This window comes from Pseudoalteromonas sp. S3776 (assembly GCF_005886915.1).
GTDB lineage: Bacteria > Pseudomonadota > Gammaproteobacteria > Enterobacterales > Alteromonadaceae > Pseudoalteromonas.
In genome coordinates this window covers 19,577-32,573 of the sequence record NZ_PNCU01000028.1, presented here as the reverse complement: position 1 = coordinate 32,573, position 12,997 = coordinate 19,577, and the positions used below count along the sequence as shown (strand labels likewise).

The window sequence follows — 12,997 nt, the reverse complement described above, 5'->3', positions numbered from 1 at the left end:
AGGCGTTAAAGGTACATTCAGCGATAATCATTCACTTTAATTTTCATGAGATAAAGTTTGCGGAAGTGTGCTGAAAAAGGAACATTCAAACAGGAGTTTAATTATTGGATTTCATATTTTTAGGTTTATTAAATTTATCATTGTCTTCAAATTTAAATATCTGTGTATATTTTTATATATTAATTTCAATGTTGACAATAGTTTCGCTTCTACTTTATCCTACTGAAAATGTAGATTTATGGGACTAACTTATCAAATGGAACTGATACTAAATATAACTAGTTATCATAGACTCTCGCCTGAAATTGAAGCTTCTAAAACAACTAAACACTCCCTTATTTTCGGCCGGTCCGAAACGTGCGATTGGCATTTGCCCGATCCTGAAAAAATAATCTCTAGCCGACACGGCCGTATCGAAAAAGAAGGCGATTCGTTTTATTTATACGATACCTCCACTAACGGAACGTTTGTTAATTTTGGCGTGTCTGCGCTTGGTCAAGGTAATAAACACCGTTTAGCCCACAGTGATGTGATTACTGTGGGGGATTTTCAAATTGAAGTCGAGTTAGCTGATTCTCAATCTACGACAGCATACACAGAAGCCCGCTCAAATACGGATGACTTTGCACTAAGAAATAGTGCTCCAGCACCCGAAATAGATAATTTTTCTTCAAGTGATTTATTTTTAAATGAATCTATTTTAGATGAGTCAATGCCTTCTGTTTCAATGAAAGAAGAAAGCATGGCACAGCCTGATAATCAAATTCCTGAAAATTGGGATGAATTATCACATCTAATGAACCCCGATGTGTCAGTCTCACCGCAAAACCATTTTGATGATATTGCAGTGGCAGAGCAACCCGTTAACGTTGAGCCTCAAAAAACACCAGAACCCGTTAAGCAGCCAGTAAAACAATCGCAAACACAGGCTAGTACCGCAAGCGCTAATTCCGCCTTATCTGAGGCGTTTTTAAAAGGTTTAGGTGTTAAAGCTGAGCTTCAAAATGCTCTCAATACACCTGAGTTGTGGTTCGAAATGGGTCAAAGCTTAAATTTATTATTAAACGAGTTAATGGAGTCATTAAGACAACGAGCTTTGGTAAAAAATCAATTACGCTTGAATCAAACCATGTTTCAAACTAAACAAAATAACCCGATTAAGTTTTCTGCAGATATTGATGATGTTATTCAGAATTTATTCATCAGAAATAGTGCAAGCTTCCTGTCGTCTCGTGAATCGATTAAAGAAAGCTTTACTGATACTCGAAGACATGAACATGCTTTATTAGCAGGAGCTGATGGTGTACTTAAAGGGATTTTAGAGCAGGTTTCTCCTCAGCAGATATCCCAGCAAGTAAACGAAAACTCGAATGTATTAAAAATTATTCCAGGCCAGTCAGAAGCAAAATGTTGGAAGATATACCAAAGCCTTCATGAAGAGTTAGCACAGGACGTAAATGCCAAAGGTGCCATGGCGTTATCTGACGATTTTTTAAAGGCTTATAATGATAAAACTCAAGAAACGTTTTAGGAAGGAAAGTAAATAATGACTAAATTTAAGCTCTTTTTTATGAGCATTAGCCTACTCTTTTTGACGGTTGGGTGTACCACCGTTAACAAAATAGTTCCGCCTTCAACTGATTTAATTATTAATGTTTCTAAAGATGTAAATCCCGACACATCAGAGAGACCGTCGCCAGTTGTTATGAAAATATTTGAACTAAGTTCAAGAACTATTTTTGATACTCAGGATTTTTTTAGTTTATACGAAACACCTGAAAAACTATTAGGCCCAGATTTACTTAAAAAAGATGAGCTAGAACTACAACCAAACTCAGTACAAAAATACAAAATGAGCCTTAATAGAAATACCCGCTACGTGGGTGTTGTTGTGGCTTATAGAGATATCGACCAAGCAAGGTGGAGAGCAGTTATTGAGGTTGACCCTACTGGCTATGACGATATAAATGTAAATGTTGAAGCAATTGCAACATACATGAGAGAGCGATAAAAAGGATTTGTAAAATGGGTGACAACACTCGTGTTGCGTGGACTGAAGGGATGTTCTTAAGGCCGCAACATTTTCAACAATCAGATAAGCATTTTTCTAATTTAATAAACCAATTATGTAAGGGCAATTTATCTGATCCGTGGGGCATACTTGATATAAGTATAGACACACAGTTATTGGGCTCAGGGCAGTTAGCTCTTGAGTCTTTAAGTGCCATTACGCCAGACTTGCTCCCAATTGAAATGCCACAGTCTACTCCTTTACCTGAGCCATTAGTGGTTAATAAAGATGTGTACGATGAAGTGGTATACCTTGCCATCCCGGCAATCAAAAATAGTGGTATTAATATTTCAGCATTGGATGAGAATATTGTTACGCGCTATAAGCTAAATGACTTAACTGTAAGTGATGACTCACTAGGAACTCAATCCCAAGAGATTATTCAGGTTGCTAAAGTTTATAGCAAACTTATGCTATCTTCTGATGACAGTGCTGGTTATATTTTGCTGCCTGTTGCGCGCATTATTGAAGTAAGTAGCGAAGGCAGCATTAAACTTGATACTAAATATATACCTCCCTCTTTAAAAGTGGGTCAATGTAAGCCATTGCTTGGTTTAGTAAGAGAAATAGGCTCTATGATAAAGCAGCGTGCAGAGAGTATATCTGTGCGTTTATGCCAAGGCTATGCAGGAAGCACTTCGGTTGCCGACTTCATCATGCTGCAAACCCTTAATAAATACGATGCTGTTTTTGACAATCTACTTAGCGTGAATAACATCCACCCAAATGTATTTTATACTCGTCTTATCGAGCTGGCGGGTGAGTTATCGACTTTTAGCACTGCAAATAAACGAGTACCAAAGTTGCCTAAGTACGATCATAATAATTTGGCTAAAGTCTTTGCTGAAGTAGTCAATTTCTTATATCAATCTTTAAGCCATGTCATTGAACAAACTGCGACAGAAATTAAACTAGAACAAAGTAAGTTTGGTATTTCGTTTGGGGCACTAAAAGATAAGTCTATACTCAATTCGGCACAATTTGTTTTAGCAATTAAAGCAAGTGTACCGCACGAAGAGCTGCGAAAAATACTGCCCTCACAAATTAAGATCGGTAGTGTGGAAACTATACGCGACTTAGTTAATAACCAAATTCCTGGTATTACCATTAGCAACTTACCAACGGCACCGCGTCAAATCCCATACCATGCAGGTTTTCATTACTTTGAGTTAAACAAGCAGGGTGAACATTGGGAAAAACTTCGTTCAAGTGGTGGTATCGCTATCCACTTATCGGGTAATTACCCTGAGCTACAAATAAGCCTTTGGGCAATTAGAACTTAACTTTTAAAGGAAGAGTTTCAATGGATGAAACCATTATAAAACCTCGCCCTGGTAGACTAGGGCGTGACACTTCAAACACTCCTAATGTTGATAACGATACTGATAAAACAGTGATGTCTATTGAGCCCGCTGCCAGCAGTATTACTAATACGTCTAAAGTTTCAATTTTTAAAAACCCACTTTTAGAAGCGGCAACAGATTGTTTTTCAATTGTAATTTCTATTAGCCAAGCTAAAGAGATGACAAATATTGCTGCTTTAAAGCATCGCTGTGTTGAGGCTGTGAAGCGCTTTGAAGTTGAAGTGCGCAACCAGGGGCTTTCTAAAGATGTAATCACTAACTCGCGTTATTGCTTGTGCGCGATTTTAGATGAATCAGTTTTAAATTCTAAATGGAGCTCAATGGAGTGGGCTGATGAGAGTTTACTATCGACGTTCCATAAAGAAACGTTTGGCGGTGAATACTTTTACACCCTGCTTGATAACGCACTGGCTCAACCTGAACAACACAAACAATTTATTGAGCTGCAGTACCATTGCTTGAACTTAGGCTTTAAAGGTAAATACAGATTAGACAACGGTGGCGATACTAAAATAGAAGAATATCGTTCTCAAATGTATCACCTTTTAAATCAATTAGATGGTCCATTGAACAATAAACTTTCACCTAATTGGAAGCAGCGTGTTGCCGCTGGCGTAGAGCTTAGAAATCAAGTTCCGCTTTGGGTGATTTTTTCAGTGTTGGGTTTAGTGCTGTTAATGGTTTACTTATTTATCAACATGAAACTAAACGACGGCGTTGCTTCACTTAACGACAAGCTAGCTGTGATTCATCCTATAGCGCAAAACGAAAGTATAGATAAAAAAGATAAACAACTATTAGTACTTGAGCAGTTACTGCAAACAGAAATTCAGATGGGGATAGTTACAGTAAAGAAAAACCTAGACCGCATACGAATTTCAATAAACAGCGAAAGCTTATTTAATCAGGGCGACGCAAAATTACTACCGTCAATTCAGCCCATTTTAGAAAAGCTAGCACTTAGTTTGGAAGGAACAAAAGGACGTATTTTAATTACTGGGCATACCGATGATACGCCTATTCGGACTGATAAATACCCATCAAATTGGCACCTTTCTTTAGCCCGTGCAACGCAAGTTGCTAATTCTATGGCTAAAAGTACAAACCTAAGTGGCCGTCTATGGCCTGAAGGTAAAGGTGCTGCAGAGCCTATCGCCAGCAATTCAGATTCAGCTTCTCGGTCACTAAACCGACGAATTGAAATCGATTTATTATTTTAATGAGGCTGACATGAGTTTTTCACACAAAATAAAAAAAATTACTTACGTACTCACTTCTAAAACAGCCATGTTAATTATCGGCTTTTTGGCGTTATCTTTATTAATTTGGTTCGGCGGCCCGCTTATTGCGGTTGCTGACTTTATTCCTTTAGAGAGTGTAGCGGCACGGCTGTTAACAATTTTGTTTGTTATTTTAGTGTTTGCTATCACCAAAATTTATAGCTTAACGCAACAAAGCAAACGCGATGAGAAAATGGCCGATGAGCTAATCGAAAGCGATGAGTCGAACAGTAACGAGGTGAATGAAGAGATCACCACGTTAAAAAACCGCATGAATGAGGCCATCAACTTACTTAAAGATGTAAAGTTATTTAAGGGTAAAAATATATATCAATTACCTTGGTATATTATGATTGGCCCGCCTGGGGCCGGTAAAACAACGGTTATTAATAACTCAGGCTTAGACTATCCGTTAAAAGATAAGCTAGGTGTTGATTTAGTGCACGGTGTAGGTGGTACACGAAACTGTGATTGGTGGTTCACTAATAAAGCCGTACTTATTGATACCGCAGGACGATACACAACACAAAGTAGCCACGCAAAGCATGACTCGCGCGCCTGGGAAGGTTTTTTAGGGCTTTTACGCAAGTACCGCCCGCTGCGCCCCATTAATGGTGTAATGATCAGCATGGGTATTTCTGAGCTCATGAGTCAAACTAAAACAGAGCGTAATCTGCATGCCCGCGCAATTAAACAGCGCTTACAAGAGTTACAAAATCAGTTGGGTATGACTTTTCCGGTGTACGTCATTCTTTCTAAAGTTGATTTAATTGAAGGTTTTAGAGAGTTTTTTGGCGAGCTTACAGAAGAAGAATGCGAGCAAGTTTGGGGGGTTACTTTTGAGTTAGACCTAGATAAAGACACTCAAGTTGAAGCGTTTAATAAAGAGTTTCACGCGTTAATTTCAAAACTGACAGAAATGCTTAATCGTAGGTTGATTAACGAGCGTAATGAAGAAATACGAGCCAAAATTTTTGAATTTCCGAGACAACTTCGTGTGCTGCAAGGTGTAGGCGATGCGTTTTTAAAAGAAATTTTTACCCCTAACGCCTATGAAGAACTCCCTATGTTTAGGGGCGTGTATTTGACCAGTGCCACTCAAGAAGGGAAGCCAGCTAGCTTTTTAAATGATGTAAACTCAGCAGATTCTAGCTATATAAATCAATCGAAAAGCTTCTTTATTAAAAACGTTTTAGAAGGTGTGATTTTCCCTGAGCAAAACCTAGCAAGTACTAACAAACATCACGATAAGCAGAACAAATGGCTGAGAGTAGGTAGTATTTCTTTAGCTAGTATTGCGGTAATTGGTTTTTCTATTTCGTGGTACTTTAGCTTTGCATGGAATAATAATTTAATGGCTGCTACAGATGAAGCCATTGAAACTTATCAGGAGCTAGATGGAGCCTCGTTTGATAGAAGTAACTTATTAGTATTAAACGACAGGCTCAATGCGCTAAGAAATTTACCAGCTAACAATCCTGCGTTAGTTGATGACGATGAATCTCAGTCGATAGGTTTTAATAAGCTTAATGAAATTAAACAGTCATCTACACAAGCCTATAACAGGTCTCTACAAACGTATTTAGAACCTTATATAGCCAATACGTTAATTAAAGAAATGGAAGCGCATCCAGAGCACCTTAGCTATTTATACGAGACGCTAAAGTGCTATTTAATGCTATTCCAACCTGAGTACTTTGAAAGTGAAGATATTTCGGCTTGGTTTAATGCATACCTTGAAAGAAACCTACCAGGTGATAAAAATGCGCTGACTCGTGGCCAGTTGATGAACCACATTGCTGCCTTATTAGAGCTTGGTGTTAGTCAAACAAAAATAGATAATCAAGCAGTGCGTATAGCTAGAGCTGAGTTAACTAAGTTACCAATAGCCGAAAGAGCATACCAACGCCTACAAGCTGATTTTCTTGATAGCAGCATTCCGCCGTTTAGGTTAACAGACATTATTAGTTTTGAAAGTGCGCAAAAATTCACGTTCAGAAACAATGGCGAGCTGACTCGAAGTATTCCTGGTTTATATACCTTTAACGGTTTTCACGGCATTTTTAATGTTGAGAAAAGTAAAATGCTTGGCAATTTGATGGCAAGCAGCTGGGTATATGGCGAGGAGGCATCGGGCACTTATGATATTTCTAAAGAAGAAATTGAAAAGAAATTAGAGCAACGTTATTTTCAAGATTATATCTTCTTTTGGCAGTCATTTATCGACGATCTAAGCCTAAATCAGTACAGCTCACCTGCTGAGGGTGTCAATATTACAGATGTACTAGCAGGTTCAGAAGCACCGATTAAAAACATTATTATGGCTGTGCAAAAAAATGTGCAATTAACCAAACTGCCGGTGTCAGAGAACCAAAAAGCAGCGGGTAAAGTTGCCGCTAATGCTGCTGAAATTGCAATGCAAACTAAAGCCAATAGAATTAAACGTTTTTTACCTGACGAAGCCCCTAAGTTTGATATCAAGCTGCCTGGTTATCAGGTTGAGGAAGCGTTTGAAGATGTTATAAATATTGATACTCAGCAATTAGATAACATTCAGAAAAATCTCAGAGAGCTTAATGTATATCTAACTAAGCTAGATAGAGGCGATCAGTTAAAGTCATCGATAAAAGATCAAATCAGTGGAAAAAGTAAACCAAGTTTCATTCGCCAACTTGAGTTCCAAAGCCGTGATCTACCTTACCCATTTAATAGTTGGTTATTAGATATAAGCAGAGATACCAGTAATATCACTAAAAATAGCGCTAACAGACACTTAAATGAGATTTGGAAAAGCCAGGTTTTACGTGAGTACAACGCAGCTATTGTGGGCCGATACCCATTCTCTCCTTATGCACAAAAAGAAGTGAATATGAAAGACTTTACACGTTTCTTTGGACCAGATGGCACCATTGATAGCTTCTTCACTAACTATGTAGCGCCTAGTGTGGATATGAGTTCGAGTCCGTGGAAGTTTGAAAAAGACATTGGCATAAGCGCTGATACTCTAGCCATGTTTGAACTAGCCCATCAAATTCAAACTGTGTTCTTCGATGGTGGAAGTGCAACTCCTAGAATTGAGTTTGGCTTACGTCCGCTATCGCTGGATAAAACTACATCGAGCTTAATGATTGAAATTGATGGTCAATCAATGATTTACCGCCATGGTCCCTTAAGAGTTACAAACTTTGTTTGGCCAGGCGCAAGTGGACAAAGTAAAACGCGAGTTGTATTCACGCCGCCTAATGGAGGGCGTTCTGTAAATACAACTTACCAAGGTGAATGGTCGCTTTATCGCATGTTGGATGAGTTGAGCGCTAAAAGAGCAAAAACACGTGAGGATTTAGAGTTACATTTTTCTCTCATGGGTAACAACGCAAAAGTTGAGCTATTGCCAAAATCAATTAGACATCCATTTTGGAATAAAAGTGTAGAGAAGTTTTCATGTCCGACCCGATTATAAATATAGGCTACCTTGGCAAAGTCCCTAGCTTAGGGGACTTTGTTCAAGACAGCGTTTCGAAAGAATTTTCAGAGCACTGGGAGCAATGGCTGCAAGCAGCTATTGCTGTAAGCAAAGAACAGTTGGGTGACAATTGGCAGGATAACTACCTAACAGGCCCTGTATGGCATTTTGCATTATCGCCAAATATTGTCGGTGATAAAGGTGTAATGGGAACTCTGTTACCGAGCATGGATGCAGTAGGGCGTCATTATCCATTTACGGTAGCCAGTACATTAGAAGTTGCGCCAATAGAAGTATTAAATTCGGGCGTGTTCTCCTTAGAGTATGAAGACACTGTACTTAAAGTGCTAGATAGCTCTGTTGACCTTTTCATGTGGAGAAAAGAGGTTGCTAAATCGATAAGAACGCTTTCAGAGCCTAAAAAGCAGCTTAGTATTTCTCTCTCTAGTGACAAAAATAAAGAGGGTGAAGCATTTGAGTTCTCAGGTGATGAGCTATCAAGTGATGTTTTAAAAGACGCCCTTCATGCACTTTTATATAAAAAGCATGGTGACTATAGTGTTTGGTGGACTCACGGTTCATGCAATATAAAGCCTATGATGCTCGTTACTTCAGGACTACCGCCTGTTAACCAAGTTGCAGCTATGTTAGATGGCCGATGGAAGCATTGGGAATGGAATTACACACAGGTAAAAAATAGTGATTAGCAATTTAAGTACAAGTTACGCAATAACTCATCGCGGTGCTGTTAGGCAATTAAATGAAGACTCCCATGTCGAAATTAACAGCCATAACTTATGGGTAGTAGCCGATGGAATGGGCGGACATGAAGCGGGTGAAGTTGCAAGCCAGCTTGTTGTTGACGTGATTAGAGCAAAAGTAGAAGAAAAGACATTAGCTACGCTTAGCGTTTCGCATATTGTTTCAGCTATTGAAGATGCAAATCGTCAATTAAATGAATACAGTGCTCAGTACTTAGGAAGCAAAACAGCGGGCAGTACAGTAACTGCTTTATTTATAAAAGATAATCAATATTACGTTTTATGGGTAGGCGACAGCAGAGCATACATGCTACGAAATGGTCAATTACAGCAAATATCGCGGGACCATAGCCAAGTGAACGATCTTATCGATGAAGGCGTAATTTCAGTTGAGGAAGCAAAAACGCACCCGCTTTCGAATGTGATTACACGCGCTGTGGGCGTTACAGACGAAGTTAAAGTAGATGTAGTACAAGGTGAAGTAAATACTAATGATATTTTCTTACTTTGTTCAGATGGGTTAACAGGTGAATTGTCTGATGAAGAAATATGTTTGTCATTAGAACCTAATAGTATTATAGATTCAGGTATGGCGCTTATGCATTCTTCTTTAGTAAGAGGTGCACGTGATAATGTTACCTGTATTATAATAAAATACGGTCATGAAAATTTTAGTAGCAAATCGGAAACATACAAAATTCAAGATGAAGCTACAATACCACTTTTTACTAAATAATTATTTTTTAATAATGATATAAATTTAGGTGTTAATTAATTTATAATGCAGGTTCATTGTTTATATAATTGCAATTCTTATGATTTGAACGCAATTGTAACTGGGCTTGTATTTTAATATAAAGAATGTAATATGAAATCCGCTCCGCTTTATTGGAGTTTTATGGATAATTATTAGGACGACGGAATGTTTGTATTTGAAGAGTATATTTCCCCTATTTCTGAAACTGAAATCGCAGGCTTAGACCCGCGCTCGGATGTTTCTCCCACGTCGACTTATTACGCCTTAAAAGATTTAAGAAACCAACTTCGTGCCGCAGAAAGAAACGCGCTAGTAGACGAGGAGGGTATTTCATCACTTGCTCGCGACTGGTTACCTTTACTAGAACAATGCAGCAACGCGCTAAAAACAGAAAGCAAAGATATTGAGTATTTAGCGTGGTTTATTGAAGCTCTTTGTCGAATTCATGGTTTTAAAGGACTTGCTTTTGGCTTTAAAGTGGCCAGCCACTTATTAGATAATTATTTCGACGCGCTATATCCCTCCCTTGATGCAGACGATGAAATTTCGGACAAAGTATCAGCGCTTGGCGGATTAAATGGTTCTGCAGGTGAGGGGACTCTGATTATCCCCATTAAGAGCATACTTTTAACAGACAGTGTTAGCTTAGACCCTTTTACATTTTGGGAGTATCAGCAAGGTTATGATATTTCGAGGCTAAATGATGAGAAAAGAGAGAAAAAGCTAGCACAGGGCGCGGTCGATTTTGAATTAATCGAAAAAAGTGCTGCAGAGACAAGTACAGAATTTTTTGTAACGTTAAAACAAGATATTGAAGAGGCGATTACTGAGTTTGCCCAGCTTAGCGATGTGATGGATAAAGTGACGGGGCAGCCGCAACCTACCTCAAATATTAAACAAGCGCTTGAGGTAAGTTTGGCGGCCGTTAATCATATTGCTGCAGACAAACTTGTTGCAGCAGAACAGGCGTTAATATCAGAGCAAACGCAAGAGCAACTCACTCAAAACGATGAAGAGCAAAATGCAGTTGAGGCGCCTAAAAAGGCCATTAGCCAAGCAATTGATTCACGTGAGAATGCAATAAATAAGCTTAAAGAAATAGCGGCGTTTTTTAGAAAAACCGAACCGCATTCTCCAATGTCATACACGATAGAACAAGTGATTCGATGGAGCGAATTATCGCTGCCTGAATTATTAAATGAATTAATAACAGATAGTGATGCTAGGACCGGGTACTTTAAGTTGTCTGGCATTAAGATCAGCGAAACTGAAACATAAGTAAAAGGAGTTCTCTATGAGTATCCATGATAAATTAAAACGAGTACGTAAGCCTCGCGTTCACATCACTTATGATGTTGAAACTGAAGGAACTGCGGTAAAAAAAGAATTACCATTTGTTGTTGGTGTAATGGGTGATTTTTCAGGTGATAACACTGAAGCACTAAAGCCGTTAAAAGATAGACGCTTTATTCAAATTGATCGTGAAAACTTTAATGATGTTTTAAAACGCATGAGCCCTTCGTTAAAACTCGTTGTAGAAAATACACTGAGTGATGATGACTCTCAATTTGAGGTTAACCTTAGCTTTAAATCAATCGATGACTTTGAGCCGGCTGCGGTTGTTAATCAGGTTGAACCATTGCGTAAGCTAATGGAAACACGTAATAAATTACGCGATCTAATGACCAAGATTGACCGCTCAGAAGAGCTAGAAAATGTTTTAGAAGAAGTATTAAGTAATACTTCAAGCCTTGATTCTATTGCTAAGGAACTTAAGCTAGAGGAGACTGAAAAATGAGTGCAGAGCAACTAAGTACTGAATTAGAGTCAACAGCTGAGGCAAGCTCATCGTTACTAGAGCAAGCAATTGGCGCCACTAAGCAAACTGATGCAAGTCGTGCAGAAGAGCTACTTAAAACGTTAACTGAAGAGGCATTAAAAGGCACAGTTCAATGGAATAAAAACATGACTGTGACGTTTAATGAAGCAATTCAATTAATCGATCAGAAAATATCAAAGCAGCTTAGTGTTGTTATGCACAGCGACGAGTTTCAAAAGTTAGAAGGTTCTTGGCGTGGGTTACACCACCTTGTAATGAACTCTGAAACAAGCTCAACGCTTAAAATTCGTGTTTTAAACATGAAGAAAAAAGAACTACATAAAGATTTAAGCAAAGCTGTTGAATTTGATCAAAGCCAAACATTTAAAAAGATTTACGAGTCTGAATTTGGTACACCAGGTGGCGAACCTTATGGCACCATTGTGGGTGACTTTGAATTTACTAACCACCCAGAAGATGTTGAAACGTTGAGCTTAATGTCGAATGTGGCAGCGGCTGGCTTCTGTCCATTTATTGCAGCTTCTTCTCCGTCTTTATTTGGCTTTGATAACTGGGAAGAATTAACTAAGCCTCGTGACCTAGAAAAAGTGTTTGAATCATTAGAGTACACAAAATGGCGCTCGTTCAGAGACAGCGATGATTCGCGTTTTGTATCGCTAACTATGCCTCGTTTCTTATCACGTTTACCTTACGGTGCTGCTTCTAAACCTGTAGAAGAGTTTAACTTTGAAGAGTTTGAAGTTGAACCAAAAGCAGGCCGTTCAGTAAGTACTGATAATAGCGACTACTGCTGGAGTAATGCTGCTTACGCAATGGCTACTAATATGACCAAAGCGTTTTCACAATACGGCTTTTGTACTGCAATACGTGGTGCTGAAGGCGGCGGGAAAGTTGAAGGTTTACCAACGCATATTTTCACAAGTGATGATGGCGATCCGGATCTTAAATGCCCAACGGAAATTGGTATAACAGACCGTCGTGAAGCAGAGCTTAGTAAACTTGGTTTCTTACCTTTATGTCACTACAAAAATACTGATTATGCCGTTTTCTTTGGTGGCCAAAGCTGTCAAAAACCGCAAGTATATTCAACGCCTGACGCGACGGCTAATGCTGCTATTTCAGCACGCTTACCCTATTTAATGGCTACATCTCGTTTTGCACATTACTTAAAAGTGATGGCGCGCGATAAAATTGGTAGCTTTATGGAAGCAGAAGATGTTGAATCATGGCTAAACCGTTGGATTCTATCGTATGTAAATGCGACAGAGGGCGGTGGTCAAGATATCAGAGCACGCTACCCGTTAGCCGATGCGAAAGTATCAGTTAAAGAAATACCAGGTCAGCCAGGTGCTTATAACGCAGTGGCTTGGTTAAGACCTTGGCTACAAATGGAAGAGCTTACTTCTTCATTACGTCTTGTAGCTAAAATTCCAGAGATTGGTTAATTAACTAATCTTTAGC

10 protein-coding genes are annotated in these 12,997 nt (G+C 38.8%); all 10 read left to right on the top strand.

Features of this window, described 5'->3' with window-relative positions; all coding sequences use genetic code 11:
• Positions 1-256: 256 nt before the first annotated feature.
• The gene (tagH, locus tag CWC16_RS12475) at positions 257-1,531 is read left to right on the top strand and encodes a type VI secretion system-associated FHA domain protein TagH (protein WP_138541756.1); all 1,275 of its coding nucleotides are present in this window, start codon (positions 257-259) and stop codon (positions 1,529-1,531) included.
• 15 nt (positions 1,532-1,546) lie between these two features.
• Positions 1,547-2,011, top strand: coding sequence for a type VI secretion system lipoprotein TssJ (gene tssJ / locus CWC16_RS12470; protein ID WP_055015757.1), 465 nt, complete (start codon positions 1,547-1,549; stop codon positions 2,009-2,011).
• Between the two features lie 14 nt (positions 2,012-2,025).
• The gene (gene tssK / locus CWC16_RS12465) at positions 2,026-3,354 is read left to right on the top strand and encodes a type VI secretion system baseplate subunit TssK (protein ID WP_138541755.1); all 1,329 of its coding nucleotides are present in this window, start codon (positions 2,026-2,028) and stop codon (positions 3,352-3,354) included.
• A 20-nt stretch (positions 3,355-3,374) separates the two neighbouring features.
• Positions 3,375-4,655 carry a type VI secretion system protein TssL, long form gene (tssL, locus tag CWC16_RS12460; RefSeq protein WP_055018336.1) on the top strand — a complete coding sequence of 427 codons (1,281 nt, stop codon included), beginning with the start codon at positions 3,375-3,377 and terminating at the stop codon, positions 4,653-4,655.
• A gap of 10 nt (positions 4,656-4,665) precedes the next feature.
• Positions 4,666-8,175, top strand: coding sequence for a type VI secretion system membrane subunit TssM (gene tssM / locus CWC16_RS12455; protein WP_055020032.1), 3,510 nt, complete (start codon positions 4,666-4,668; stop codon positions 8,173-8,175).
• Positions 8,157-8,885: a type VI secretion system-associated protein TagF gene (gene tagF, locus CWC16_RS12450; RefSeq protein WP_055015753.1), complete on the top strand. Its 729-nt coding sequence runs from the start codon at positions 8,157-8,159 to the stop codon at positions 8,883-8,885. The genes tssM and tagF overlap by 19 nt, the downstream gene beginning before the upstream one ends.
• Positions 8,878-9,675 carry a PP2C family protein-serine/threonine phosphatase gene (locus CWC16_RS12445; RefSeq protein WP_055018333.1) on the top strand — a complete coding sequence of 266 codons (798 nt, stop codon included), beginning with the start codon at positions 8,878-8,880 and terminating at the stop codon, positions 9,673-9,675. Before tagF ends, CWC16_RS12445 begins: the two co-directional genes overlap by 8 nt.
• A gap of 186 nt (positions 9,676-9,861) precedes the next feature.
• Positions 9,862-10,974, top strand: a complete 1,113-nt coding sequence (gene tssA / locus CWC16_RS12440) for a type VI secretion system protein TssA (RefSeq protein ID WP_055018332.1) — start codon at positions 9,862-9,864, stop codon at positions 10,972-10,974.
• Positions 10,975-10,990: 16 nt separating this feature from the next.
• A complete protein-coding gene (gene tssB / locus CWC16_RS12435; protein WP_055018331.1) occupies positions 10,991-11,494 on the top strand; it encodes a type VI secretion system contractile sheath small subunit in 504 nt (167 codons plus the stop codon).
• A complete protein-coding gene (tssC, locus tag CWC16_RS12430) occupies positions 11,491-12,981 on the top strand; it encodes a type VI secretion system contractile sheath large subunit (RefSeq protein WP_055018330.1) in 1,491 nt (496 codons plus the stop codon). Before tssB ends, tssC begins: the two co-directional genes overlap by 4 nt.
• Positions 12,982-12,997: the final 16 nt, after the last annotated feature.

What these genes read in the sequence shown, in the direction of transcription:
- tagH (WP_138541756.1), top strand. Translation starts at nt 257, where the DNA reads ATGGAACTGATACTAAATATAACTAGTTATCATAGACTCTCGCCTGAA.
- tssJ (WP_055015757.1), top strand. Translation starts at nt 1,547, where the DNA reads ATGACTAAATTTAAGCTCTTTTTTATGAGCATTAGCCTACTCTTTTTG.
- tssK (WP_138541755.1), top strand. Translation starts at nt 2,026, where the DNA reads ATGGGTGACAACACTCGTGTTGCGTGGACTGAAGGGATGTTCTTAAGG.
- tssL (WP_055018336.1), top strand. Translation starts at nt 3,375, where the DNA reads ATGGATGAAACCATTATAAAACCTCGCCCTGGTAGACTAGGGCGTGAC.
- tssM (WP_055020032.1), top strand. Translation starts at nt 4,666, where the DNA reads ATGAGTTTTTCACACAAAATAAAAAAAATTACTTACGTACTCACTTCT.
- tagF (WP_055015753.1), top strand. Translation starts at nt 8,157, where the DNA reads ATGTCCGACCCGATTATAAATATAGGCTACCTTGGCAAAGTCCCTAGC.
- tssA (WP_055018332.1), top strand. Translation starts at nt 9,862, where the DNA reads ATGTTTGTATTTGAAGAGTATATTTCCCCTATTTCTGAAACTGAAATC.
- tssB (WP_055018331.1), top strand. Translation starts at nt 10,991, where the DNA reads ATGAGTATCCATGATAAATTAAAACGAGTACGTAAGCCTCGCGTTCAC.
- tssC (WP_055018330.1), top strand. Translation starts at nt 11,491, where the DNA reads ATGAGTGCAGAGCAACTAAGTACTGAATTAGAGTCAACAGCTGAGGCA.